At 64.0% G+C, this 25,642-nt stretch carries 25 protein-coding genes; 9 read left to right on the forward strand and 16 right to left on the reverse strand.

Translation table 11 applies throughout. The annotated features are described in order from the left end of the window. Positions 1 to 104 precede the first annotated feature (104 nt). Both AAFG13_RS02925 and AAFG13_RS02930 read right to left on the reverse strand, forming a co-directional pair. Positions 105 to 449 (reverse strand): zinc ribbon domain-containing protein YjdM, encoded by a 345-nt coding sequence (locus AAFG13_RS02925; RefSeq protein WP_212317588.1) that lies wholly within the window; start codon positions 447 to 449, stop codon positions 105 to 107. 157 nt (positions 450 to 606) lie between these two features. Continuing rightward, a complete protein-coding gene (locus AAFG13_RS02930; protein WP_342711064.1) occupies positions 607 to 1,323 on the reverse strand; it encodes a carbonic anhydrase in 717 nt (238 codons plus the stop codon). Between the two features lie 53 nt (positions 1,324 to 1,376). On the opposite strand from AAFG13_RS02930, the gene AAFG13_RS02935 reads away from it, so the two are divergent. Next, complete coding sequence (locus AAFG13_RS02935) at positions 1,377 to 2,405, forward strand: MarR family transcriptional regulator (protein ID WP_342711065.1); 1,029 nt, start codon at positions 1,377 to 1,379, stop codon at positions 2,403 to 2,405. Here AAFG13_RS02935 and AAFG13_RS02940 read toward each other — a convergent pair. Both AAFG13_RS02940 and AAFG13_RS02945 read right to left on the reverse strand, forming a co-directional pair. Next, positions 2,402 to 3,391, reverse strand: coding sequence for an LLM class flavin-dependent oxidoreductase (locus AAFG13_RS02940; RefSeq protein ID WP_342711066.1), 990 nt, complete (start codon positions 3,389 to 3,391; stop codon positions 2,402 to 2,404). The genes AAFG13_RS02935 and AAFG13_RS02940 overlap by 4 nt on opposite strands. Before the next feature lie 276 nt (positions 3,392 to 3,667). After that, a complete protein-coding gene (locus AAFG13_RS02945; RefSeq protein WP_342711067.1) occupies positions 3,668 to 4,591 on the reverse strand; it encodes a hypothetical protein in 924 nt (307 codons plus the stop codon). Positions 4,592 to 4,850: 259 nt separating this feature from the next. Between AAFG13_RS02945 and AAFG13_RS02950 the strand changes: the two genes are divergently transcribed. The 3 genes from AAFG13_RS02950 (at position 4,851) to AAFG13_RS02960 (ending at position 7,063) form a co-directional block, all read left to right on the forward strand. After that, a complete protein-coding gene (locus AAFG13_RS02950; RefSeq protein ID WP_342713537.1) occupies positions 4,851 to 5,975 on the forward strand; it encodes a metallophosphoesterase in 1,125 nt (374 codons plus the stop codon). A 242-nt stretch (positions 5,976 to 6,217) separates the two neighbouring features. After that, a complete protein-coding gene (locus tag AAFG13_RS02955) occupies positions 6,218 to 6,490 on the forward strand; it encodes a DUF2312 domain-containing protein (protein WP_342711068.1) in 273 nt (90 codons plus the stop codon). A gap of 177 nt (positions 6,491 to 6,667) precedes the next feature. Then, a complete protein-coding gene (locus AAFG13_RS02960; protein ID WP_342711069.1) occupies positions 6,668 to 7,063 on the forward strand; it encodes a lysozyme inhibitor LprI family protein in 396 nt (131 codons plus the stop codon). A gap of 66 nt (positions 7,064 to 7,129) precedes the next feature. On the opposite strand, the gene AAFG13_RS02965 is transcribed toward AAFG13_RS02960, so the two are convergent. Continuing rightward, positions 7,130 to 7,315, reverse strand: coding sequence for a hypothetical protein (locus tag AAFG13_RS02965; RefSeq protein ID WP_342711070.1), 186 nt, complete (start codon positions 7,313 to 7,315; stop codon positions 7,130 to 7,132). 425 nt (positions 7,316 to 7,740) lie between these two features. Between AAFG13_RS02965 and panD the strand changes: the two genes are divergently transcribed. Next, positions 7,741 to 8,130 carry an aspartate 1-decarboxylase gene (gene panD, locus AAFG13_RS02970; protein WP_342711071.1) on the forward strand — a complete coding sequence of 130 codons (390 nt, stop codon included), beginning with the start codon at positions 7,741 to 7,743 and terminating at the stop codon, positions 8,128 to 8,130. A gap of 108 nt (positions 8,131 to 8,238) precedes the next feature. On the opposite strand, the gene AAFG13_RS02975 is transcribed toward panD, so the two are convergent. The 3 genes from AAFG13_RS02975 to AAFG13_RS02985 form a co-directional block, all read right to left on the reverse strand. Next, positions 8,239 to 8,952: a hypothetical protein gene (locus AAFG13_RS02975; RefSeq protein WP_342711072.1), complete on the reverse strand. Its 714-nt coding sequence runs from the start codon at positions 8,950 to 8,952 to the stop codon at positions 8,239 to 8,241. Then, the gene (locus tag AAFG13_RS02980) at positions 8,953 to 9,552 is read right to left on the reverse strand and encodes an ATP-binding protein (RefSeq protein WP_342711073.1); all 600 of its coding nucleotides are present in this window, start codon (positions 9,550 to 9,552) and stop codon (positions 8,953 to 8,955) included. A gap of 106 nt (positions 9,553 to 9,658) precedes the next feature. Continuing rightward, positions 9,659 to 13,432, reverse strand: a complete 3,774-nt coding sequence (locus tag AAFG13_RS02985; RefSeq protein ID WP_342711074.1) for a vitamin B12-dependent ribonucleotide reductase — start codon at positions 13,430 to 13,432, stop codon at positions 9,659 to 9,661. Positions 13,433 to 14,264: 832 nt separating this feature from the next. Here AAFG13_RS02985 and AAFG13_RS02990 point away from each other — a divergent pair. After that, positions 14,265 to 15,158, forward strand: coding sequence for a DMT family transporter (locus tag AAFG13_RS02990; protein ID WP_212317581.1), 894 nt, complete (start codon positions 14,265 to 14,267; stop codon positions 15,156 to 15,158). Between the two features lie 6 nt (positions 15,159 to 15,164). On the opposite strand, the gene AAFG13_RS02995 is transcribed toward AAFG13_RS02990, so the two are convergent. After that, complete coding sequence (locus AAFG13_RS02995; RefSeq protein WP_342711075.1) at positions 15,165 to 17,402, reverse strand: CHASE3 domain-containing protein; 2,238 nt, start codon at positions 17,400 to 17,402, stop codon at positions 15,165 to 15,167. A gap of 19 nt (positions 17,403 to 17,421) precedes the next feature. Beyond that, on the reverse strand, positions 17,422 to 17,826 hold the full coding sequence (locus tag AAFG13_RS03000; RefSeq protein WP_092113679.1) for a response regulator: 405 nt from the start codon (positions 17,824 to 17,826) through the stop codon (positions 17,422 to 17,424). Positions 17,827 to 18,006: 180 nt separating this feature from the next. Between AAFG13_RS03000 and AAFG13_RS03005 the strand changes: the two genes are divergently transcribed. Continuing rightward, positions 18,007 to 18,903, forward strand: a complete 897-nt coding sequence (locus AAFG13_RS03005; protein ID WP_212317579.1) for a DMT family transporter — start codon at positions 18,007 to 18,009, stop codon at positions 18,901 to 18,903. Positions 18,904 to 19,013: 110 nt separating this feature from the next. Here the strand turns inward: AAFG13_RS03005 and AAFG13_RS03010 are convergent, their stop codons facing one another. Further along, the gene (locus tag AAFG13_RS03010; protein ID WP_342711076.1) at positions 19,014 to 19,595 is read right to left on the reverse strand and encodes a BA14K family protein; all 582 of its coding nucleotides are present in this window, start codon (positions 19,593 to 19,595) and stop codon (positions 19,014 to 19,016) included. Between the two features lie 264 nt (positions 19,596 to 19,859). Between AAFG13_RS03010 and AAFG13_RS03015 the strand changes: the two genes are divergently transcribed. Beyond that, positions 19,860 to 20,270, forward strand: coding sequence for an NADH:ubiquinone oxidoreductase subunit NDUFA12 (locus tag AAFG13_RS03015; protein ID WP_212317577.1), 411 nt, complete (start codon positions 19,860 to 19,862; stop codon positions 20,268 to 20,270). 393 nt (positions 20,271 to 20,663) lie between these two features. Here AAFG13_RS03015 and AAFG13_RS03020 read toward each other — a convergent pair whose 3' ends face one another. Continuing rightward, positions 20,664 to 21,350: a DJ-1/PfpI family protein gene (locus AAFG13_RS03020; protein WP_342711077.1), complete on the reverse strand. Its 687-nt coding sequence runs from the start codon at positions 21,348 to 21,350 to the stop codon at positions 20,664 to 20,666. A gap of 129 nt (positions 21,351 to 21,479) precedes the next feature. Between AAFG13_RS03020 and AAFG13_RS03025 the strand changes: the two genes are divergently transcribed. Further along, positions 21,480 to 22,418, forward strand: a complete 939-nt coding sequence (locus tag AAFG13_RS03025; protein WP_342711078.1) for a GlxA family transcriptional regulator — start codon at positions 21,480 to 21,482, stop codon at positions 22,416 to 22,418. 520 nt (positions 22,419 to 22,938) lie between these two features. Here AAFG13_RS03025 and AAFG13_RS03030 read toward each other — a convergent pair. From AAFG13_RS03030 to AAFG13_RS03045, 4 genes are all read right to left on the reverse strand, one after another. After that, complete coding sequence (locus tag AAFG13_RS03030) at positions 22,939 to 23,106, reverse strand: hypothetical protein (RefSeq protein ID WP_342711079.1); 168 nt, start codon at positions 23,104 to 23,106, stop codon at positions 22,939 to 22,941. A gap of 22 nt (positions 23,107 to 23,128) precedes the next feature. Further along, a complete protein-coding gene (locus AAFG13_RS03035; protein ID WP_212317572.1) occupies positions 23,129 to 23,563 on the reverse strand; it encodes a hypothetical protein in 435 nt (144 codons plus the stop codon). Between the two features lie 192 nt (positions 23,564 to 23,755). Next, complete coding sequence (gene nhaA, locus AAFG13_RS03040; protein WP_212317570.1) at positions 23,756 to 25,117, reverse strand: Na+/H+ antiporter NhaA; 1,362 nt, start codon at positions 25,115 to 25,117, stop codon at positions 23,756 to 23,758. Positions 25,118 to 25,299: 182 nt separating this feature from the next. Continuing rightward, positions 25,300 to 25,389 carry a K(+)-transporting ATPase subunit F gene (locus tag AAFG13_RS03045; protein WP_212317569.1) on the reverse strand — a complete coding sequence of 30 codons (90 nt, stop codon included), beginning with the start codon at positions 25,387 to 25,389 and terminating at the stop codon, positions 25,300 to 25,302. Positions 25,390 to 25,642: the final 253 nt, after the last annotated feature.

The raw sequence follows: 25,642 nt of genomic DNA on the forward strand, positions 1-25,642 counted from the left end.
TAACCCGCCGATGGCGCGCGAGAAACGGCGGATTACGCCTTCCGTCTTCGCTCGTTGAGCTACGGCGAACGTAGTCGGCTAATCCGCTTTACACACTATGCTCGCTAGGCCTTCTTCACGAACTCGGATTTCAGGTTCATCGCGCCGATGCCGTCGATCTTGCAGGCGATGTTGTGTCCGTCGCTCCCCTCGGTGAGGCGGATGTTCCTGACCTTGGTGCCGCCCTTGACGACCGATGACGATCCCTTGACCTTGAGATCCTTGATCACGATGACGCTGTCGCCGTCCGCCAGCGGATTGCCGTGGGCATCACGCACGCCTGCCTCCTGCGAGACTACAGCGGCCGCCTCGGCGCTCCATTCATGGGCGCATTCCGGGCAGACCCAGAGAGCAGCATCCTGATAGGCATGCTCGGAATTGCATTTCGGGCAGTTCATGGCCGCGTCCATTGTCGTTCTCATCCCCTGTTTCGCGAGGGCACCGTAGGGTCGTGTCCGGGCAAAGCAAGCGAAAAAGGGAGACCGCAGACAACGTGCTTGCGTCGTCTGCGCGGGCTTCAGTCGGCCATGTCGCCGTGTCCATCCGGGTGACGCCGGCTGCCTGGTGTCAAACCGGCGCGATCTTGCCGGTCGCCAGATCATAGCTCGCCCCGACCACCTTCACCTTTCCCGATTGCACGAAGCTGGACAGGACTGGCCTCGCCGTTTCGAGGCGGCGAACGCCGCGGCGGATATTCTCCACGATCGCCGCTTCCAGCAGGTCATCCGGCTTCCTCGCTTTGGCGGCTTCGACGGCCGGCTTGATCTCTCGGATCAATTGCGGCAGATGGCCCGGCAGCGTGACCTTGTCCTTGAGCACCTTGATGGCCGCGCTGACCGCGCCGCAATTGGAATGGCCGAGCACCATGATGAGCGGGGTGTTCAGGAACTTCACCGTGTATTCAAGGCTGGCAAGGCCATCGTCGTTGACGAAGTTTCCGGCGACGCGCACGACAAACAGGTCGCCCGGCGCCTGGTCGAAAGCGAGTTCAGGGGCAACACGCGAATCGGCGCAGCTCAGGATGGCGGCGAACGGATACTGGGCGCTGACGCGCGCGGCGCGCCCGGCCGAATAGTCCTTGTTGGCGGAGGTGTTCGCGGCGTAGCGGGCGTTGCCGTCCATCAACCGCTTCAACGCCTCGTCCGGCGAGATCGCGTTCTGCGGCGCGGCCGATTGCGCCGAAACATTCCGCAGCGACAGGGTCGCAGCGCCTGCGAACGCCGCGCCGCCCCAAAGGAGGCTGCGACGGGACAGCCGAGGCATCCGGAAACAGTCGTCACACATGATGAGTATCCTTGTGAGCTTGCGCGCCTGAAGCATCGTGCGGGACAACAGCCTTGCGAGACTGGCTGTGCATCGACCTCATTTGCCGCGCGTTCTGGAATATGGAGCGCTCGATTATTGCTATGGGCGCGAGGCGACTGCAAAGTCCAAACTTTGCAGGGATTCGCATGGACAGCGGACGATACCATCGCGGAGACGACGTTCTCTACCCGTCGGTCCGCGCCTATGCCGCGACCGACACGTGGATGCTTGCCAGGCAATTGATTCAAATGCCGGGATTTTGCGCCGCGCTGGCGCAGTATTGCGAAGTGATGACGCGGCCGCCGGCGGTGCCCTGGCCGGTGAACAAGGTGTTCGCCCAGAAGCTCCGCTACATCGTCTGCTTCGTCCTGATTGGAAATTATGCGCGCTGGCGCCGCGTTGGGGGGGAGCCACCCACGCTGGCCGCCCTGCAACGGGCGGCGCCGGCCAGTGCGCGTCAGATCGCCGGATTCGTCAATTCGCTCCGGCACGGCGGCTATGTCATCGCCGAACGGCATGCCAGCGACCGGCGCGCCATCTGCTTGCGTCCATCTTCCGCATTGTTGCAGGAGATCGCACGCTCGCCGTTGGCGTTTCTTGAGGCGGCCGAACGCATTCTTGTGCCGGAGGCGCAGATCGCGGCTCACATCGGTGACGACGATGATCGGCTCGCTGACTGGATCCGTCTGTCCGTCGAGCGATTCCAAGCCGACGACATCCTGTTCGGCCCCTTTGCCACCATCGTCCATTTCACCGAGCACGATTGCGGCTATCCGCTCCTGGCCGCCGTGATGGGCGCCCATTACGCCCCGCTGTCACCGGACGCGCCGCGGGCACTGTCGCTGACATACGCCGTGCTGGCCGAACGGTTTCAGGTATCCCGCCAGCATATCGGCAATCTCCTGATCGAGGCGGAGCGGCGCGGATGGTTTACGGTGGCGTACGGCGGCCGCTCGGTTGCCGTCTCGGAGGAGTTGGTGCGCCAGTTCGAGACGTGGGCCGCGGGCCAGATGGCGCATTACCGGATAATTGCCGCCGAGGTGGCTCGCGATCTCCGTTAAGCAGTTATCCCGCCCGCTTCGGCGATCAGCTCGAACGACCGCAGCCGCTTCGCGTGATCGTAGACGTCGGACACGATCATCAATTCGTCGGCGCCGGTCTCCGCGACCAGCGCATCGATGCCGGCACGCACCGTCTCGGGCGAGCCGATGATGGAGCGGGCGAGCATCCGCATCGCCTGGACCTTTTCGGAAGGCGACCAGTAGGTCTCGATGTCGTCGATCGGCGGCTGGCTCAGGCCGCGCGCGCCGCGGAAGATGTTGGTGAACGACATCTGCTGCGTGGTGGCAAGCCGCCGCGCCTCCGCGTCGGTGTCGGCGGCGATGATGTTGACGCCGACCATGGTGTAGGGATGCTGGAGCTGCTCCGATGGCTTGAAGCGCGCGCGATAGATCTGCAGCGCCTGGATCAGCAGCTCGGGGGCAAAGTGCGAGGCGAAGGCGTAGGGCAGGCCGAGCTCGCCGGCCAGCATCGCGCCGAAATTGCTCGATCCGAGAATCCACAGCGGCACGTCGGTGCCCGCGGCCGGCACCGCCTGGATACGCTGGTTGGGGCCGGCGGCGGCGAGGAAGGCCTGCACCTCGAGCACGTCCTGCGGAAAGTTCTCGGCGGATTCCGGCGTGCGGCGCAGCGCGCGCAAGGTGAGCTGATCGGTGCCGGGCGCGCGGCCGAGGCCGAGGTCGATACGGTCCGGAAACAGCCGCGCCAGCGTGCCGAACTGCTCGGCGATCACGTAGGGCGCGTGGTTCGGCAGCATGATGCCGCCGGCGCCGACCCGGATGGTCTTGGTGCCCGCCGCGATATGCCCGATCACGACAGACGTCGCGGCGCTCGCGATGCCAGCCATGTTGTGGTGTTCCGCCACCCAGATCCGGCGATAGCCGAGCGCCTCGGCATGGCGAGCGACATCGCGCGCGTTGTAGAGCGCGCCGCGCGCGTCGGTTTCTTCGGTGACGCGGACGAGGTCGAGGATGGAGAGGGCGGCCACGGGAGCTCCGGAACTAGAGGAGGGTGCGCAAGGGACGAGGCCGGTGGTATCAGGCTGTGTCCACGGTGGGTGCGAAACGGCTTGGCTGCCGTTTCATGCAGATGCATATGGATACGCTCGCCACACGGGTCAATCCGCCTGATCCGACCGAGGTGCGCTGAAGCGGCAAAGCTGCCCGTCCCAAAATATCGAAAACAACCCCATGCAAAGTAGCCGTGGCCGCCGCGACCCGGAGAAGCGACTTGACGCGTCGGGCAACTCAGTAGTATTTTTCCATTATTCCGAAATTGTGCAAGTGCCCGCGGTTCGACCGCCGCCGCCGGAGAACCGTCGCGTCAGCCCCCAGACGATGGCGGCCGTGGCGGCCGTCGCGATCAGATGCTTCAATGTGTGTCCGCTGACGAACTGAAGCGTGTCTGCGATCCGATGGTCGAGCACCTCGGCGATCTTGGCCACAACGTACAGCCCCATCGCGGCGGCGAACGCGATGCGCTCAGTGCGCGGCGCGCGATAGATCGCCTGCCAGAGCGGAATCAGGATCAGCGGGAGTACCTGTAGCAACAGGTACGGTCGCAGGTCGCCCGCGCCGTGTCTGTCGGTATAAACCCACCATGCGACGCTGGCGACGGCGAAAAGGGCGAGCACGATCGCTTCGATGTTCGCCGTCAATCCCGGGTTCGTCTTCGATACCGGCCGGGTGTCGCCGCGAACGCCGACGAGCAAGCCCGCGCCGGCGAGCGCGATCGGCAGCATGTCCCAGGTCAGCCGGCCATTGCCGGGGGCAAGGTGAAAGAAGGCGGACCCGAAGGCGGTCAGGAACAGGCCGATCAGGAACAGGCGATAGCCCGGCCATCCGGCGCGGAGCTGATCGCTGCTCCGGTGAGGGCGCAGCGCCAGCCAGCCCCAGATCGCGACCAGGGCGAAGCCTGCGTTCGACAAGACATCGGCTGCGTGAGGCATGCCGAAGACGGCCAAGTGGTCGGCGAAATCGTTGTAATTGGCCGGCTGCGCGATGCGTCCGTGCACCGCGAATGCCGCAATGATGCCGATCGTGATGATCGTCGGGGCGACTTTCATCCACGGTTTCGCGGGCCGCTCGGCCCCGGTCAATCCGTCCATCCGGAAGGTCGTCTGCATCGTCGGCTCGCAGCATAAATGAACATTGTTCAATAATAGATCAAGAAAATGAGCGATGTTCAAGTTCTATTTTTGGGGGAGTTTTGCCGGCCGCTGATGGGGCAGGTGCCTGGACCTCAACCGAAGCTCCGACGCGGTCTCCGGCCTTGCCGGGGCGATGTCCGCCTTGCTCCACAGCAAAGCTGCACGCGCAGCGCGCTTCAGCGAGGCGTTACTTGCCGAAAATGTGCTGATGACGGCGCCTTACGTCCGCGACCGATCCACCCTACCTTCGCTGAGCACCCACCGCACAGCCTCCACCGATCCCACCCGGAGCGAACCTATTCCCCAACTCATCTTCGGCCTGACCAGCCTCTTGATCCTGGCCCGCTTCATCTGGCCGCTCGACTGGCCGCTCCCGGCAAAGATCGTTGCCGCGGTGTTCGTGCTGGTCGCCATGCAGTTTCACCGCTGGAATAGACTGTCGTCGGGATCGGAATTCTCGCCGGAGTTTCCGCGCCCCGTGGTCGCTCTCTTCAACTGGGCGTTCGGTGCGATCGTCCTGCTGGCGCTGCTGCAACTGGCGCTCGATGCTGGCCTATTGGTCGCCGCGCTGATCCACGGCGGCATCGTGGGCGCGCCTGACGGCGTCCGCTACGCAATTGCTGCCGTGGCGGCCGTAGCCGCCGCGATCGGCGTCCATCAGGCGATGCGCATTCCGCCGCTGAAAGATGTCGAAGTCGGCATAAGCGGACTGCCGCGGCAGTTCGACGGCTACACGATCCTGCAACTGACCGATCTTCACATCAGCCGGCTGTTTCCCGCGCCGTGGGCGCGCGAGGTCGTCGCGCGATCGAACAAGCTCGGCGTGGACCTGATCGCGATCACGGGCGATCTGATCGATGGCACCGTCGATGCGCGGCGCAAGGACATCGCATCGTTGCAGGACCTTGTGGCCGCCGATGGCGTCTACGTGATCTCGGGCAATCACGAATATATCTTCGGCTATGGCGACTGGATGGCGCACTACGAAGCGTTGGGCCTGCGCTCGCTCGAGAACAGGCACGTCGTTCTCGAACGCGGCGGCGGCCGCCTAGTGATCGCAGGGATTACCGACCGCGCGTCGCGTCACAGGGGGCATTCCATCCGCGACCTTGCCGCGGTTCTCGACGGCGCCCCCAAGGGCGCGCCCGTCGTCCTGCTCGACCACCAGCCGAGCGACGCGCGCAACTCGGCTGCGCTCGGCGTCGCGCTGCAACTCTCCGGACACACCCATGGCGGATTGATCTGGGGGATCGACCGCCTGGCCGCGCCCGCCAATGCCGGCTTCGTCTCGGGCCGCTACGACGTCGACGGGATGACGCTCTACGTCAACAACGGCACCGCGCTATGGCCGGGTTTTGCCTTGCGGCTCGGCCGCCCGTCCGAATTGACCCGGATCACGTTGCGTGTGGCGGGCGGCGCCTGAGTGATTTGTTTCGGATGCGGTGATGTGAGTTCGAGCATGTAGGGCGGGTTAGCGAAGCGTAACCCGCCGATTGGCGAGAAGGGCGGCGGATTACGCCTTCGGCTAATCCGCCCTACGGTTGCAGCGAGCGTTTCGTCGTCACAAAAATACCTCAGCTATGAATACGCCGCGGCGATCGCATGCTTAAGATATTGGTCATCTCTTTGCTTTCATTTTCACGACCTCATTCAGCAGGAGGCACCATGTCTGACATCACCATTCCCGGCGGAAAAATTCGTTCCTTCGTCGAGCGGGTCGAGAACCTTGACACTGAAATCCAGGAACTGACCGAGCAGAAGAAGGAAGTCTTCTCGGAGGCGAAGGGCGAAGGCTTCGACGTGAAGATCCTCAAGGAGATCATCAAGCTGCGCAAGCAGGACCAGGACGAGCGCGACGAGCGTGAATCCCTGCTCGATCTCTACATGCGCGCCATGGAAACCGCGCCGGCGGAAGACAAGACTGCGAAGGCGGCGTAATATCCGGGAAGCGCGTTCGTGTGCGTAGGGCGGGTTAGCCAACGGGTCCGCCCGCAGGGCGGCCCGATGACAGGCTCCGCGTAACCCGCCGCGACTGTTGCCGGCGAAGCGGCGGATTACGCCTTCGGCTAATCCGCCCTACGCTTGCTGCAGAGACGCAGGCAGGGTGATTTAGACATGGTCATGCTTTCGCGAAGGCTTGTCGTTGTTGCAGCTACGCTCGTGCTCGGGACTTTGTCGGCCCGCGCGCAGCAAGGCACCGAGTACGATGCGTGCATGGACAAGGCCGAAGGGGTGTCAACCAAGATGCTCGATTGCGGCAAGGCTGCCATCGCGCAGTGGGACATCAGGCTCAACACCGCTTATCAAGCGCTGCTCGCAAAGTCGAAGGGCGAGGCGCACGCGCAATTGCAGACCGAGCAGCGGGCCTGGCTGAAGCATCATCTGGGTGAAACCCATCGCCTCGCCGCGGACCCCAACAACGGGTCCGTCGCGTTCCTCGACTCCCAGGCGTTCGAACTGAAGGATATCGCCGACCGCACGCTGCTTCTTGAAAAGCGTGCCGGCCAGTAGGGCGCATGATGTCGCGACGGGCCATCGGCGAACGTGGCGAGGCGTGCGATGAAAGCGTTGCGAAACTTAGGTTCGAGGCTCCAGTTGCTCGCCATTGAAAATATGGAGCATCCCGGCAAATCCAGGATGATCGGCCTCCACGACGTAACGCACTGCACCGGCTCGCGTCGTGAAAACTGAAACGATAATGCCGGGATACTCATAACCGGCACGCTTCCTGACGAGATCGCCGACTTTGAATGGCTGGGACATTGTTCCTCGTGAAGTTGCGAGCGGCCGTTGCTGAATCACTCAGGCGAGCTGCCATCATAGCAGGTCACCGCCGCAGGTCGGTGAGCATCAAAGCGAGTAGGGCGGGTTAGCGAAGCGTAACCCGCCGCGATGTTACCAGCGAAGCGGCGGATTACGCCTTCGGCTAATCCGCCCTACGCTTGCTCATGCTCGCTGCCAGCCAATCAATTGCAAGATAATGCCATGCTCCCTGACCGGCGAATTGCAGCGCGATTATTCCAGGTGAGCCGCGACCTGCAGCCCATTCCAACCAAAGCAGTCGGCGATTTCAGAACAAACCTGCCGACGCGGGAGCGCCCGGTCACGCGACACGTATTGACCGGGAGCCGCACGGTCCCTATTGGCGGGCGCGGAGAATGCCGACGCAACGATACGGGATGGGCTCGATGCAAGTGACTTTGATGAAGGGCAAGATTCATCGCGCGCGTGTCACCGAAGCGGACTTGCACTACGAGGGCTCGATCTCGATCGACCGCAACCTGATCGAGGCCGCCGGCTTCCTGATCAACGAACGCGTCGACATCTACAACATCGACACCGGCGCGCGCTTCTCGACCTATGTGATCGAAGCGGCCGCCGGCTCCGGCACCATCGGCCTCAACGGCGCCGCCGCGCGCCTCGCCATGGCCGGCGACAAGGTGATCATCGTCGCCTACGCCGGCTTCGATGCCGAGGAGGCGCGCAGGTTTCGCCCGCGCGTCGTGATGGTGGACGAGAAGAACCGGCGGGTGGAGGCGGGTGAGGTTTCGTCGGCAGGGGTGTTGGCGGAAGCGTAGTTGAAGCCCGCCGCGTCGCTTAACCGCGTAAGGGGGTAGCGAAGCGTAACCGGCCGATTGGATTGTAGGCCAGCGGATTACGCCTTCGGCTAATCCGCCCTTCGCTTGCTAAAGCCTACCGCTCAGCAATTGCTCCTGTTGTGATCGAATGGTGCCTGGCGATGGATTTGTCCAACCGAAATGGTCAAAAAGCTCCATCAAGACGGACTGAGCGATCTCGATCCCTTCGGTTGCAAATTCTTGGGGAAGGACCTCCCGCCCAATTTCGATCCGTTCAGCTCCGGTTTTCTTTTCATCCAAGAACGGCATGCGCTGAGGATCGTCTACCCATAGCTGCCGGCCCTTCGTGTTTTCCAGGCTCAAAGTCACGATCGCTCCCGAGGGGAAATGTCCGTCACGACCCATTCGTGATAAGAACTCGAAGATTTCCGTGATTTGCCGGATCGCCATTCCTGTGCCCAACGCCTGCCCCGGAGTTATGACCTCGGCTTGGTGCTTGTCCCAATCTGACTCTTCGAACCAATCTTCCCGCAAAGCGAGATAGTGCAAGAATTGATGGCTTCGATACGATCTCCAGTACTCGATATGATTTCGCCAATCGATCCAGGCCTCATAGTAGTCGCCGCTTGGCAAGGCGCCTTTCTGATCGTCGTTCGTGAATGGAATGCAGGGATATTGCCAGCCCCTCAGGTTAAGCGCATTCTTCTCGACAGCGTCACGACACCCAGCGAGCGATAATTTCTCGTTGATAAGTAACCGCGGCTGAAAGTTTATCCGCCAATAGCCCCTTGATCGAATTCGGTCGATTAGGCCGGCTTTCATCTACAGTCCCTCGAGTTCTTGATCGAGACGCGCGCGGGCTTGTGCCAGAGCTTCTGCTTCGCTTTGGGTCTGCGTTATCTCGGAGTGCGCGGAGAATCCGGCCCGCTCCTTTTTCTGCATCATCCTCACTGTCGCCACTTCGACTATCTCTCGCATATCGTAAGAGTTCGAGACCGATGCACTTTCAACACGTCGATTCCGGTTCCGGTAATAGATCACGCCTGCTCGCGTATCGGCGCTATCCTTCCTGCAAATCACGGGAATTTCCTCGAACGGTTCGACACGGATACACACGTATTGCTTACCGTCTTGATCCGTTGGGAAGTCGACGGAGAAATTCACATGAGGATCAGCAAAGGAAGTCATTTGATCCCGCATGATATCAATCTTGTAGGAATTTCGTTGCGGCTCCGTAATTCCCTGACGAACAAACGTCGCATCCTCGATTCCAACTATTATGATTCCACCATCCTGAACGTTCGAGAAGGCTAGGATATCTTTCGCAAAACGAGCAACGTCCCATGGCGTCGCGGCCTTGAAATCGAGTGTCGGGGATTCCGCTGCGCCCTGTATGTGTATTTCAAGCTCTTCCGTATTCATGAGTGATTTCTTTGAAAGTGAGAGAGTGCGGCAAAGAAAAAAGCGCGATACAAGATCGCGCTTTTCCGTCGTATTCTTACTTCATGCGGTCGTGTGAATGCGCGCCTCACGAACACCCCGTCGTGCTGCCGCACGTATCGCACTTCATGCACGTGCCATTCCGCACCAGCGTGAAGTTGCCGCACTCCGAGCACATCTCGCCTTCGTAGCCCTTGGCTTTCGCTTCGGCACGACGCTCCGCCTTGGACGGGGCGGCGGCTGCGGCGGTGCCGGGCTTGCTCCAGTTCAGGGCCTCGAGCTTCTCGGTCGGCGAGAGGTCGTGGCTGACCTCCTGCTTGAGGGCGACTGCGCCTTCGATGGTGTCGGAGACGCCGCGGGCGGTGGCGCCGTGCGGGGCCAGCGCCGTGACGCGGCTGCCGCCGGCGGGGGCGTTGTCGGCGTTGCCGCTGACAGCGGTCGAGCCGCCGCGCATGACGACGAGGTTGTCGGTGCGCGAACGGGTCAGGCCCTTCGACACGTACTTGGTCGCCTGGTGGGTCGGGGCCTCATCCGGCTCCTTGCCTTCCTCGACGCCCTTGCCGAGTGCGTCGAAGCCAGACTCGTTCGGATCGACATGGGCGAGGTCGAAGCGGCTCATATAGCTCACCGCGAGCTCGCGGAAGACGTAGTCGAGGATCGAGGTCGCGTACTTGATGGAGTCGTTGCCCTGCACGGGACCCGCGGGCTCGAAGCGGGTGAAGGTGAAGGCGTCGACATATTCTTCGAGCGGCACGCCGTATTGCAGACCCAGGGACACCGCGATCGCAAAATTGTTGATGAAGGAGCGCAGCGCCGCGCCTTCCTTGTGCATGTCGATGAAGATCTCGCCGAGCCGGCCGTCGTCATATTCGCCGGTACGGAGATAGACCTTGTGGCCGCCGACAACCGCCTTCTGGGTGTAGCCCTTGCGGCGATCCGGCATCTTCTCGCGCTCGCGCATCACGATGATGCGCTCGACCAGCTTCTCGACGATCTTCTCCGAGACCTGGGCGGCACGCGCCGCCATCGGCTTCTCGTAGAGCGCTTCCACCGCATCGTCCTCGTCCTCATCGTCGGAGATGAGCTGCGAGTTGAGCGGCTGCGACAGCTTTGAGCCGTCGCGGTACAGCGCGTTGGCCTTCAGCGCCAGCTTCCACGACAGCAGGTAGGCGGACTTGCAGTCCTCCACCGTGGCGTCGTTCGGCATGTTGATGGTCTTGGAGATCGCGCCCGAGATGAACGGCTGCGAGGCCGCCATCATCCGGATGTGGCTCTCGACCGAGAGGTAACGCTTGCCGATCTTGCCGCAGGGGTTGGCGCAGTCGAACACCGGGTAGTGTTCGGCCTTGAGGTGAGGAGCTCCCTCGACCGTCATCGCGCCGCAGATGTGCACGTTGGCGGCCTCGATCTCGCGCTTGGAGAAGCCAACCGCCGCGAGCAGGTCGAAGCCCGGCGCAGCAATGGCTTCCGCGCCGATGCCGAGCGTGTCGCGAATAAAGTCTTCGCCGAAAGTCCACTTGTTGAAGGCGAACTTGATGTCGAACGCGGTCGGCAGCGCCTTTTCCACCTTGGCGATGGCTTCGTCGGTGAAGCCTTTTGCCTTCAGCGTCGTGGCGTTGATGCCCGGCGCATTCGACAGCGAGCCGTGGCCGACGGCGTAGGCCTCGATCTCCGCGATCTCGCTCTCGCGATAGCCGAGCGCGCGCAAGGCGGCCGGCACCGCCTGGTTGATGATCTTGAAGTAGCCGCCGCCGGCGAGCTTCTTGAACTTCACCAGCGCAAAATCAGGCTCGATGCCGGTGGTGTCGCAATCCATCACCAGGCCAATGGTGCCGGTCGGCGCCACCACCGTCACTTGCGCGTTGCGATAGCCGTTGACCTCGCCGAGGGCGAGGGCATCGTCCCATGCCAGCTTGGCATGCGCGACGATGTCGGCCTGCGGGCACGACTCGTGGTCGAGCGCCACCGGATTGACGGCGAGCGCCTCATAGCCGCGGCTTTCACCGTGGGCGGCGCGGCGGTGGTTGCGGATCACGCGCAGCATGTGCGCGGCGTTCTTCTTGTAGCCCGGGAAGGTGCCGAGCTCGGCCGCCATCTCGGCCGAGGTCTTGTAGGAGATGCCGGTCATCACAGCGGTCAGCGCGCCGCACAGCGAACGGCCTTCCTTCGAGTCATAGGGCAGGCCCATGGTCATCAGCAGGCCGCCGATATTTGCAAAGCCGAGGCCGAGGGTGCGGAACTCGTAGGACAGCTCGGCGATCGCCTTCGACGGGAACTGAGCCATCATGACGGAGATTTCGAGCACGATGGTCCAGAGCCGGCAGAGGTGCTCGTAGGACTCGATGTCGAACCGCTTGGTGGTCGAGCTGTAGAACGTCAGCAAATTGGCGGAGGCGAGGTTGCACGCCGTGTCGTCCAGGAACATGTATTCCGAGCACGGATTGGAGGCGCGGATGTCACCGGACGCCTTGCAGGTGTGCCAGTCGTTCATCGTGGTGTTGAAGTGCAGGCCGGGATCGGCGGAGGCCCAGGCGGCGTAACCGATCTTCTCCCAGAGGTCGCGCGCCTTCAGCGTCTTGGTCACCTTCTTGGTGGTGCGGCCGATCAGGTTCCAGTCGCCATCGGTCTCGACAGCGCGGAGGAAATCATCCTTCAGCGACACCGAGTTGTTGGAGTTCTGGCCGGAGACGGTGAGATACGCCTCGGAATCCCAGTCGGTGTCGTAGATGTCGAACTGGATGTCCTTGTAGCCCTGCTTGGCGAACTGGATGACGCGCTTGATGTAGTTGTCGGGCACGAGGCTGCGGCGCGCGAGCTTGATCTCGCGGCGGAGCGCCGGGTTCTTCTCGGGATCGAAGCAGTCGTCGCCAGAACCTTCGCAGTTCACGCAGGCCTTCATCACGGCCTTGAGGTGCTTCTGGTTGATCTTGGAGCCGGTGACGAGCGCCGCAACCTTCTGCTCCTCCTTCACCTTCCAGTCGATATAGGTCTCGATGTCGGGATGGTCGGCATCGACCACGACCATCTTGGCGGCGCGGCGGGTGGTGCCGCCCGACTTGATCGCGCCCGCGGCGCGGTCGCCGATCTTGAGGAAGCTCATCAGGCCGGACGAGCGGCCGCCGCCGGAGAGCTTTTCGCCTTCCCCGCGCAGGCTCGAGAAGTTGGAGCCGGTGCCGGAGCCATACTTGAACAGGCGCGCCTCGCGCACCCAGAGGTCCATGATGCCGCCCTCGTTGACGAGGTCGTCGCCGACGCCCTGGATGAAGCAGGCATGCGGCTGCGGATGCTCATAGGCCGACTTCGATTTTGTCAGTTTGCCGGTCTTCCAGTCGACGTAATAGTGGCCCTGGCCGGGACCATCGACGCCATAGGCCCAATGGAGCCCGGTGTTGAACCACTGCGGAGAGTTCGGCGCGACCATCTGTTTTGCCAGTTGGAAGCGAAGCTCGTCGAAGAAGGCGAGGGCATCTTCTTCCGTGGAGAAGTAGCCGCCCTTCCAGCCCCAATAGGTCCAGCAGCCGGCGAGGCGATCGAACACCTGCTTGGCAGAGGTCTCACCGACGATGCGCTCGTTCTCGGGCAGCAGGCTAAGCGCCTCGGTGTCCGGCACCGAGCGCCACAGCCACGACGGCACGGTCTCTTCCTCGACCTTCTTCAGGCGCGCGGCAACGCCGGCTTTGCGGAAATACTTCTGCGCCAGCACGTCGGAGGCGACCTGCGACCAGAACTCCGGAACCTCGACGTTCTCGGCACGGAACACGACCGAGCCGTCCGGGTTGCGGATCTCAGATGTGGTCAGGCGGAAATTGATCCCGGCATAGGGAGATTGTCCGCTGGTGGTGTTGCGTCGTTCGATTCGCATGGTCGAGCCCCGTCTCTTCTTCTGCCCGGTCCCACGTTATTCGCAGGTTGCCGGAATGTTATCTGTTCGCGGACTTGAGGGAAAACGCGTCAGCACGCCTCCCGTCATCCGCAGCTCAGCCGGTGGATCCGGCCTGTTTTCTCTCATCCGCCAGACGCCGGTTTGACCCGGCCCAGCGGCGGCATGATCCCGCGGCGGCGCCCGACTGGTCGGGTCCTCCGGGTCATGCATTCAACGCCCCAAACGCTCACGCGACACGTCACGCGTACGCTTCTTGCGGGCCGGTTACGGCCTCTGTTTCCGGGTCCTTCTCGGCCCGTTCTGTCGTTCCTACGGCGGCCCAAAATCAGGGCAGACAAGCCATTCACCCGCGGCCCAAAGGCCTGGCGGAGTGGTCATTTTGGAACCCTTGTGGGAGCGACCGGCGGGGACCCAAACACACTCGCGCCGAACAGGTTGAAAGCTAGGCCATGTCCGTTGCGCCCGTCAAGGACTAGTACGAGTTTCTGAATCAAACACTAAATATGGTGGACGGAGGGGGATAACAGGGGGCGGTGCCGCGCCTGTGATCGAGCCAACTATCGGTGAGTCCTCAGGGATTCCCAAGCCAAAAAAATTCGCTCCGCCTGTGGATTGGAGTTTCGCCCCGCTGTTCACAGGCGAACTATTTATTCGCGGTGGCGGATTGAAATTTCAGGACTCACGTAGCCCTACGGGCAAAGTAAGGATCAGGCATGTCAGAGGCATGATGGTCGGGCGACAAAATCGCGGGCAAGCTGCGGCCGACTCACTCCTCTTCATACCTTTGCTCTTCACACCCTTGCCGGGTTCCATGACAGACCAGAAGCCTCAAGCGCGGCCGCGCCTTGCGCCCGCCGGCCTGATGTTCCTCGCCATCACCTCGGTGGGTTGGGGGTTCAACTGGCCGTCCACCAAGTTCCTGCTCAGCGAGCTGCCGCCTCTGACCCTGCGCGGCATCACCGGCGTGATCGGCGCCGTGCTGCTGGCGGCGCTGGCGCTGCTCCGCGCCCAGAGCCTGCATGTCGAGGCAAGGCTGTGGCCGCGCCTCGTGCTGTATGCGGCGCTCAACGTCTCCGGCTGGATGGTGCTGATGGGGCTCGCGCTCTTGTGGCTGCCGGCGAGCGAGACCGCATTGATCGCCTACACCATGCCGGTCTGGGCCTCGCTGCTGGCCTGGCCGGTGCTCGGCGAGCGGCCGACGCTGTTGCGGACCATTGCGCTGGTGATGGCGTTCGCGGGGCTTGCCGCGATCATGGGCGGCAACGGGATTTCCGCGAGCAAGGACAAGCTGCCGGGAATCATCATGGCGCTCGGCGGCGCGTTCGGCTTTGCGCTCGGCACGGTGCTGGCGAAGAAATATCCGCTGGTGATGCCGCCGATCCCGGCCGCGGCCTGGCAGATCGGCCTCGGTTGCGTGCCGATCGCGATCATCGGCCTCATGATCGAGACCACGCATCTCGATCGCGTCACGACGGTCGGCTGGTGGCTCTTGGTCTATTCGACGCTGATCCAGTTCTGCGTCGCCTACGTCGCGTGGTTTGCCGCGCTTGCCCGCCTGCCGGCCTCGGTGGCGGCGATCGGCACCATGGCGGTACCGGTGATCGGCGTGATTGCCTCCGCCGTCGCGCTGCACGAGCCGCTCGGGCCGACCCAGATCACAGCGCTGCTGTTCACGCTCGCCGGCGTCGCACTGGCGACGCGGTAAGTCACATCACTCGCCGAGCGCCTGCTGCAGCATGCTGGCGAGCTGCGCCTTGCGATAGGGCTTTGCCAGCAGCAGCACGCCTTCGTCGAGGCGGCCGTGATGCACGATCGCGTTCTCGGTATAGCCCGAGGTGTAGAGCACCTTCATGCCGGGCCGCCGTTTTGCCACTTCGTCGGCGAGCTGCCGGCCGTTCATGCCGCCGGGCATGATGACGTCGGTGAACAAGAGATCGAACTTCTCGCCCTTGTCGACCAGCGCCAGCGCGGCGCGGGCGTCGGGCACTGCAATGGTCTTGTAGCCGAGGGCGCCAAGCTGCGTGACCACGTAGTTGCGCACCAACTGATCGTCTTCCACGACCAGGATGACTTCGCTGCCGCGCCGCGGCGGCTCCGGCGCTGCTACCTCCACCTCGGCCTGGCCGCGGGCAGGCGGCAGATAGAGCTTGATCGTGGTGCCGTGGCCTTCCTCGCTGTAGATCTTGATGTGGCCGCCGGACTGCTTGACGAAGCCGTACACCATGCTCATGCCGAGGCCGGAGCCCTTGCCGACCTCCTTGGTGGTGAAGAACGGCTCGAACACCTTGTCCTGCACCGCGTGCGACATGCCGGTGCCGGTGTCGCTGACCGCGAGCAGCACGTAACGGCCCGGCGTGATGTCGGGATTAACAGCCGCATAAGCGTCGTCGAGCACAATGTTGCTGGTCTCGAACAACAGCTTGCCGCCGTTCGGCATCGCGTCGCGGGAGTTGATCGCCATGTTGAGCAGCGAGTTAGCAAGCTGCGACGGATCGATATGGACGCTGGCGACATCTGGCGCGAGCACCTGATCAATCTCGATCTGCTCGCCCAGCGTCGGCCGCAGCAGCTTGGCGATATCGACCACGGTGCCGTTGATGTCGACGGTGCGCGGCTCCAGCGGCTGGCGGCGGGCGAAGGCGAGCAGATGCTGGATCAGCTCGCGGCACCGCTCGGCGGCGCGGTCGATCAGCTCGGCGGTTTGCGCAAGCTTCGGCTGGCTGCGCAGGCTGTCGACCAGCGTCTCGGTGGTGCCGGTGATGACCGTCAGCATGTTGTTGAAGTCGTGCGCGACGCCGCCGGTCAGCTTGCCGATGGCGTCGAGCTTCTGCGCCTGCTGCAGCTTGTGCTCGGTTTCACGCGAGGCGGTGATGTCGTGATAGATCAGCGCCGCGCCGGTGATGGTGTTGTCGCCGTCGCGCAGCGGCCGGCCCGACACCACGAGGTGAATCTCCGACGCGCCGCGCACCGGCCGGGCGACGAATTCCAGCCCGTCGAACTCCTCGCCGCGCAGCGCCTTGGCCGAGGGCATGTCGTTGGCCAGCATCGGTGTGACGCCGTCGGCCTGGAACACGTTGCTCATGGCGCGCAGCTCGCGGACAGTCATGCCCGGCTTGTAGCGCAGCATCTTCTCGGCGGCCGGGTTCGAGAGCAGCACGGTGCCGCCGCCGTCGATCACCAGCACCGCCTCCGCCATGCTGCGGAATGTGGTTTCCATCACCGAGGTGGAACGGCGGAGCCCTTCGAGCGCGGCGCCGAGATCCTTGGTGCGTTCGGCCACCTTGCCCTCGAGCGACAGATTGGTCGCCTTGGTCGCGCTGAGCGCGCCCTGCAGTTCGCGGCTGGCGCGCCGGGCCGCCAGCGTCAGCGCGACCGCGAGCAGCAGGATCATCACCACGCCGGCAAGGTCGACCGCCAGCAACAGCCGGCCATTGGTCTTCGACTGTTCGGTGCGAATCCCGAGCAGGCGGCGCTCTTCGGTGACCAGGCGGTCGAGTGCCGCACCGACACTGTCCATCAGCGCGCGGCTCTCGCCCGCGGAGATCAGTGCCGCTGCGGCGGCCGTGTCGCCCGCCGTGCGCAACCTGATCAGTTCGGCACCGAGCGCAACGGCGCGCTCGACCTGTCCCTTGGTGCCCGCGATCAGCTGCGCCTCGTCCGGGGCCGACTTCACCGCAGCCATCAAATCGTCGAAGGCGGCGGTGAGGGCGGTGCTCTGCTCGCGAAACTCGTCGGCGAAGGACGCATCGCCCGTCAGCGCGAACCCGCGCGCCGCGCTCTCGACGCCGCGCGGCAGCGAACGCGCATCCGAAATGCGCTTGAGGATGCCGAGTGCGTGATCGACCGAATCAATCTCGCTGCGCGACTTGACATCCAGCCCGATCGACGCCGCGCTGATGACGAGGAGGATCGCAAGGCCGCTGCCGAGGATGAGACGCTGGGAAGCCATCGACGATTAGTACGAGCAATTATTTGGAAAGACGAGCAGAAGGAGCGGACTTCGCAAGACATTCGTTAACGGCGGCAATCAGCGCCTGCGGGGTAAACGGCTTGCGCAGGCAGGCTGACGCGCCGAGCTCGATCGTCATCCGCAGGAAATCCGGCGCACGGTCGGCATTGGCGAAGGCATAGCCGGACATCGCGATCACGGGAATATGGGGCGCGCGCTCGTGGAAGACGCGGATCGCCTCGAAACCGCGCATATGCGGCATGAAGACGTCGACCAGCATGACGTCGAACGACGCCTTGTCCAGCGCGCGCATGCCCGCTTCACCGCCATCCGCGACGGTGACGTCGAAGCCCTGGCGCTGCAAACACACCTCGATGGCGACACACACCATCGGGTCGTCATCGACCACGAGAACGCTCGGCACGATGCATCCTCTTCCTGCGGCCTCGCGTGCCGTCGACTCGCTTGGCCCGTCTGCCGATTAAGGCGGAACCTGGACGGAAAGTCTGTATCATAGAATGCATATGCTGTTTGCTGACAAGCAGATTTCCAGCTAGCCCTGACACCATCACTTGTATTTGTCCGCCCACATTACGACGGGTCCATGACCGCAGTTCCAGTCGCCGGCCGCGCCCCGCTGTCACCGCTCGGTCTCGCATTCCTGGTGGTCGCATCGACCGGCTGGGGTCTCAATTTCCCGATCATGAAGTTCCTGCTCACGGAGTGGCCGCCGCTGTCGTCGCGCGGGCTCTGCGGCGTGGTCGGCGCGATCGCACTCGCTCTGGTGGCGGTCGCACGCGGACAGCCGTTGCGCGTCCCTGACGGCATGTGGTTGCGGCTTGCGCTGGTGTCGACGCTGTCGATCGGCGGCTGGGTCGCGTCGATGGGGCTGGCGCTGATCTGGCTGCGGGCCAGCGAGGCGGCCGTGCTCGGGATCTCGATTCCGGTGTGGGTCGCGCTGGTCGCCTGGCCGGTGCTCGGCGAGCGCGTGTCGCTGCCGCGTGCGCTCGCGCTTGGCGTGGCGCTCGTCGGGATCGCCGCACTGATCGGCGGTGGCGGTCTTGACGCAAGCCTCGGCAAGTTGCCGGGCATCCTGTTCGCGCTCGCCGGCGCGCTCTGCGTCGGGTTTGGCACGGTGCTGACCAAATTCTTCAAGCTCGCAATGCCGCCGCTGTCGCTCGCGGCCTGGCAGCTCGCGATCGGCTGCGTGCCGATCGCGATCGCCGGCGTCCTGATCGAGCAGCCGCAGCTTGCGGCGCTGTCGCAGTTCGGCTGGGCGTCGATGCTCTACATGACGCTGATCCAGTTCTGCCTTTGCTATGTCTGCTGGTTCGCGGCGCTGGAGCGGCTGCCGGCGGCGACCGCGTCGATCGGCACGCTGCTGGTGCCCGTCGTGGGTGTGCTGGCGGCGGCGGCCATGCTGCGCGAGCCGCTCAGCCCGAGCGACATCGCGGCGCTCGTTGTGACGTTCGCGGCCGTCGCGGTGGCGTTGCGGACATGAAAAAGGGCGGCGCTGCCGCCGCCCTTCGCTGGATTTTTGTTTTTACGCGTTTTCTTCACGCGAACCGGGGACCACTTCGCTTGAAAACGCTCTCGCCGGCATTGAGGCCGTTACGGGCAGGGGTGCCGCAGGCCGTCAAAGCCGAGATAGGTGCCCGAACCCGGGTCGTAGGACCTGTAGCGCTGCGCACAGTAGCTTGCGTCGCCGCCCGGGGCGACTTCCACGGCGACAGGCGCACTGTCGTCGTAATAGCCGTAGCTGTCGTCATAGTAGCCGTATCCGGGGCCATAACCGCTGTAATACGCGCCCGAGGCGAGCGCTCCGCCGACGACTGCGCCCGCAACCGCGCCCGGCCAGAAGCCGCCGCCGCCACGGTGATAACCGCCGTGCCAGCCGCCACCGCCGCCGCGCCAACCACCGCCGCCACCGCCGCCGGCCCACTGGCCGCCGCCACCACCGCCATGCCAGCCGCCGCCACCGCCCATCGCAGCACCACGGCCGCCGCCAAAGCCACCGCCGCCGCCGCCGCCGACATGGCCACCGCCACCGCCGCCGCCGCGCGCACCACCACCACCACCGCCCATTGCGCCCATCTGTGCGGCAGACTGGGCGAATGAGATGGTCGGCGCCACAGCCAACGGCAGCGCAAGCGCCAGCGCCGCGGCGGTGCTCAGAACCTTCATATTGATCATTTTGGACTCCATTAAATCGGACAATGTCTAACCATCTCTGCGGTCGGACGTTCCTGCGCTCGACATTGATTGTCCGTCGTCTTTGCTTGAGCGGCGGCGCATGTATGGCGGGTGAACAAAACTCCTCGTGACCGCGTCATTTGGTCGCCAAAGGGCCCGCAACCGGGGCCCATCCCGGGAGTGTCGGGCTACCTTGGGGGCGGCTGGACATTTGGAGATTCAGGTGGCATCAGAGCCGGACTGCCTCGAACCGACCGGCCACGCATGAAACAATTCCTGCTGAAATTCTTCACCTGGTGGAACGGCCAGACCTTTGGCACGCAATTGTGGACCTCGCGCTACGGCGAATTGGTCGGCGAGGACGGGCAGGGCAATCGCTACTACCGGACCAAGGGCGGGGAGATCGATCCGACGCTGCATTTCGAGCGCCGCTGGGTGGTCTATAACGGCTATGCCGAAGCGTCCCGGATCCCGGCCGGCTGGCACGGCTGGCTGCATCACACGGTTGATGTGCCCCCGACCGAGGAGACGTACGCGCCGCGGGAATGGGAAAAGCCGCATCTGCCGAACATGACCGGCACCGCGCAGGCTTACCGTCCGTCCGGCTCGACGCTGGCGAGCGGCCGCCGCCCCAAGGCGACCGGCGACTATCACGCCTGGACGCCGGGAAGCTGAGCTTCACGCATTGTTGTTTCGGATGTGCGCGCGCGTAACACCGCGCGTGCGTCGCACACGCGCCTGTGGCAGCGCAAGCGCGCCTGTGGACAACGGTAACAGCGGGGACAGGTGCGCCGCATCCGATGTTGTCGGCTTGCGCTATGCGCGCCTTCGCGGCTCAATGAAGCCATCTTACGGAGATGGGAAACCATCGCGTCGGATCGGGCTCCAGATCGCGACTGTCCCGATGAGCAGCGGCCTCCGAGTTGGATGCGGCCGGGAGATAGGCCCCCGGTGCAGACGTCCGGAAATCGCCCGCAAATGTGAGGCTGCCGTAAGACAGGAAGGGCCGCTCGGGAAACCGGGCGGCCTTTTTCTTTGTCTCACGATCTTCTTTGTCTCACGATCGGGTCAGGACAGCCGTGCCGCGGCGCGGCTCATCAATTCACCCCGGCGCGCGTGTGCCGGTCCCATCCGCTCCTTCATGAAGGCGAGGATCTCGGCCGGCGCGGTATCGGGCGAGCCGGCATTGAACGGCGGGGCCGGGTTGTATTCGAGCCTGAGCTGGATCGCTTCCGCGGTCTTGCGATCGACCAGCTCGGACACCAGCGTCAGCGCGAAATCGATGCCGGCGGTGACGCCGCCGCCCGTGAAACGGTTGCGGTCGACGCAGACGCGCGTCTTGGTCGGGATGGCGCCGAAGCCCGCCAGGAAATCGATCGCACTCCAATGCGTGGTGGCGCGATAGCCCTGCAGCAGACCGGCGGCGCCGAGCACCAGCGATCCCGTGCAGACCGACGTGACGTATTTCGCTCCCTCGGCCTGCTTGCGCAGGAAATCGAGCATCTCCTCGTCGCCGACCATGTCGTCGGTGCCGAACCCGCCGGGCACGCAGATCACGTCGAGCTGCGGGCAGTCGGCAAAGGTCGTGGTCGGCGTCAGGACCATGACGGAGTCGGTCGGGACGGGTTCGATCCGTTTCCAGACCAGATGCACCTTGGCGCCGGGGACCGAGGAGAACACCTGCAGCGGGCCGGTCAGGTCGAGCTGGGTCACCTTCGGGAAGACGAGCAATCCAATCTGCAGGGGTTCGGACATCGGAGGTCTCCAAATAGCGCTTGACGGAACCACGATGCCATGGTGGCCTCCTGTCCAAAATGGCGTAATTCCCTCATTTTCGGACGTCGACGCCGCCTTCGGGGATTCGGCATTGCGAGGATTTGGCAGATGATCGGCATCCTGATCTTTCCCGACTTCCAGCTGCTCGATGCGGCCGGCCCGATCGCGGCGTTCGAGATCGCGGCGCGCTTTGCCAACAACCCGCCTGATATCAAGACGATCGCGCTGAAGGCCGGGCCGGTGCGCTCTTCGTCCGGCGTCGAGATGCTGGCGCGCGGCTTCAAGCCGTCGGCGGCGATCACGACGCTGATCATCGCGGGCGGCAACGGCGTGCGCACGCCGGCGACCTGTCCGACCACGCTGTCATTCGTGCGGCGGATGGCGAGCCGCGGCATCCGCGTCGCCAGCGTCTGCTCGGGCGCCTATGTGCTGGCCGAGGCCGGCCTGCTCGACGGCCGCCGCGCCACCACGCATTGGCAGCGCACGCCGCATTTCGTGAAGACCTATCCGAAGGTCAAGCTCGAGCCGGACCAGATCTTCGTCCGCGACGGCAACATCTGGAGCTCGGCCGGCATCACCGCCGGCATCGATCTCGCACTCGCCATGATCACCGAAGACTACGGCGACGAGGTCGCGCAGAGCACCGCGCGGCAGCTCGTGCTGTACCATCGGCGCAGCGGCGGGCAGTCGCAGTTTTCCTCGCTGCTGGAATTGAAGGCGCCGAACGGCCGGTTCGGGCCGCTGCTCGCCTGGGCGCGCGAGCATCTCGACGCGCCGCTGACGGTCGAGGACCTCGCCGACAAGGCCGGGATGAGCTCGCGGCATTTCACCCGCGCCTTCATCGCGGAGACCGGCACCACGCCGTCGAAAGCGGTCGAACGGTTGAGGATCGAAGTGGCGCGGCAGCGCGTGCAGTCGTCGGGCGAGGCGATCGAACGCGTCGCCGAGATCACCGGCTTCCGCGATCCGGAGCGGATGCGCCGCGCCTTCATCCGCGCCTTCGGCCAGCCGCCGCAATCGCTGCGCCGGGCGTCGCGCGCCGGGTAGGTCGTGGACGCGCGGAACTCCGGCGCGTTGTTGGAAAGAACGGTGATCATTCCAGCGGCGAAGCGAACGCGGCTGCCGATGAGCGACCGTCGCCAAGCTCGCCGGTGCTGCCGGCCGCGGCAATTTGAGTTTGGGACAAGCTCGTTGTCCGATCTCACACGATTCATTCAGTCGTTGCACCGATGAACCCGCGCGAAGGTTCCTGTGACCCACGTTAGGTGGGGCGTTGCGGACCCGAGGAGGTTCCACATGACAAAGCATCGAACGATTACCGGGTTCGTGGCTGTCACCCTGCTGGCTGTCACTGCAACCGCTGCGACGATCAGGTCGCACCTGCCCCGGACCGAGAGCGTTGTCGTCTCTGACACGGACGCGCTCCCGGCCAAGGATTTCAGCGACCGCTGGTCCCCGATTTCAGCCTTGCCTCCGGCGACGGACATGGCTGAGCGCGCACCTGACGTGCGTTGAATAGGTCATTGGCGCAGGTCCGGCCCAGTCGCGGACACGCCGCGCGCAGAGTTCACCGCAGCACAAAGGCCCCGCCGAAGCGGGGCCGGATGTTGAACCACTTGATGTTGAACGACTTAATCCCGAACGACTTGGTCTCGAATAGAACTAACGGTTCCGCCGCGCCGGAATAGCGCAGGCCTTCACCTGCACGCCCAAGAATCCACGGATGGCTGAGCACGAAACGTGCCCGAGCCAAAATATCAATTGCTCAATGTGTCGGTCGCGATCTTCTTCTTGAGAGCTTCACAGGTGTTCCTGACCTCCGTGGTCATCAACGAGACGGCTTCGATCTGCAGGAAGAAACGCTTGCCCTGATCGCGGTAACCCGCGGCAAACTCCTTGATCTCCGCGATCATGTCGTGGACGCCCGCCACCATGACTTCGCAGTTCTTGGCGGCCGCTTGCAGTTCCGATCCAAGGGCCTCGATTTCTTTCACCGCCGCTTCGTATTCACGCACGACCGCCTCGGCCGATAGCTTGCCCACCTCGTTGACGCCGTTGCGGTGCTCGACGTAGTCCGGCATCGGCGAGAGAGGCCGAATGTTGCTGCGTGGGCGATGCGTACTCACCGTGTCGATTTCGCCCTCGGTCGTTTCCAACGGGGCGCGGGCGAGGACTTCTGCACTGACACTCATGCGAACGCTCCATAAGTTGTTACGGCGAATGGAGTTTAGCAATGTCAACGGATTTGTCTCGCTTTTCCACAAGTTTGAAACAGTCCAATTGTGCATCGCAGCATGACGAATCCCAGCCGCAATCACTGCGCCGGGCATGGCGCGCCGGGTATTGGCGTCGGGCGATCAGGTTCGTTTGCCGTCGGCGAAGCGTCACGGGTGCGCAGCCGCCTCTTTGCGCTGACGACGCGCGTGGGCCACTCCCCAACCGAGCCCAAACAGGGCGGCGGCGAGCGAGCCCCCGAGCACGCCCAGCTTTGCTGCATTGAGCAGGGCCTCGTCGGGGAAGGCGAGCATGGCGGTAAAGATAGACATGGTGAAACCGATTCCAGCCAACAGGCCGATGAGGCAGACGCCGCCCCACGTAATGCCTGGCGCCAGCCGACAGCGCCCCAACTTGACCGCAAGCCAGGTGGCACCGATCACGCCGACAGGCTTTCCCAAGGCAAGGGCAAGCCCCACGCCCAGCATCACGGACTGAGCTCCGGCAGTGAGGCCGGAAGCCGTCAGGCTGATGCCGGCGTTCGCCAACGCGAACAGGGGCATGATGCCGAAGGCGACCCAGCCATGCAGCGCCGTCTGCACGCGCACGACGGGCGGCAACATTTCGCGATGCGCGACGTGGAGCGCACGGCGCCGTGACCTGAGGCGATGGGTATCGTTCCAGGCCGCATCGCTGTCGCGCAACTCCGCGATCACGCGCGACACCATTTGCAGGGGCGGCTCCCGCAGCGGCATCGGCCGCACCGGAGTCATCAGGCCGAGCACGACGCCGGCGAGGGTCGGATGCGCTCCGCTCATCAGCAGCCCGGTCCAGACCAGCGCGCCCGGCGGAACGTAGGCGAGGGCGGAGCCGATGCCGATCCGCTGAAGCCCGACGACCATCAGAATGCCGAGCGCCGCCACGATAAACCCGCTCGGCTCCAGTCCGCCGGAGTAGATGAAGGCGATGATCAACACCGCGATGACGTCGTCGATGATGGCGAGCGCCAGCAGGAACACCCGTAGATTGACCGGGATCGATCGTCCCAGCAAGGCGAGCGCCCCCACGGCAAAGGCGATGTCCGTCGCCGTGGGCACGGCCCAGCCCTGGCCGCGCACGGGATCGGCATTCAGGCCAATGTAGATCAGTGCCGGGGCGATGACGCCGCCGGCCGCCGCGATCACGGGCAGCAGCGCCTGGTCGAACCTGCTGAGCGCGCCTTCATGTATTTCGCGCCGAATCTCCATGCCGACGACGAGGAAGAAAATCGTCATCAGCCCGTCGTTGATCCAGAAATGCAGCGAACGGCGGCTGACGAAGTCGCCAAACCCGATCAAGAGCTGCTGGTGCCAGAGAGCGTGATAGCTGTCGGCGAAAGCAGAGTTGGCCCAGATCATTGCAGCGGCTGCTGCAGCCAGCAGTACGCCGCCGCCGACAGCTTCGACGTGCAGGAAGCGCTGGAGCGTGGCGAACGCCCGCTCGGCAAGTCGTTGGGCTCGTGGCAGGTCCTGGGTGGGCAGTCGGTGATCCATCGGGCACGCGCACTCGGCGTGGTGGCCCGACCATCGCTTCACCTGTTACTGCGGCATGCAGTTAACACCCATGGCCGGTTTTGCACGGCGACAGGCATAGGGCAACCCTATTCGGGCGTCCTGCGACCGTTTGGCATATCGCTCGGAACCGTACTCGGAACGAAGTGCATTTCGGCGCTAGTCTAGAACCGCTCAGGCCTCAGCAGGGCGTAGATCAGGTAGGCCAGCAGGCCTGCGGCGACGACGGCGGCGAGTGAATAATCGAAGATCATCCACACTCTCCCTGAAACCATTGATAGGCATCCTGAGGGTCCCGCGCCGAGGGCTGGCGATCACAGCCAGCTCGCGAGCGGGCTGAGCTGGGTTGCTGCACCGAAGATCAGCAGAACCGCAATGCACGCCGGCAGAGAGTAGGGGGGCCGATTGTTTCCTTGCGACATGGCAGCACCAATTCAGGAGGGAGTTCCCATGCGCGTGAAAGCTACGCGCTGATTGCCTGGTGCAATATCAAGCCGATCGCATAGG

This window comes from Bradyrhizobium sp. B124, from assembly GCF_038967635.1.
Lineage (GTDB): Bacteria > Pseudomonadota > Alphaproteobacteria > Rhizobiales > Xanthobacteraceae > Bradyrhizobium.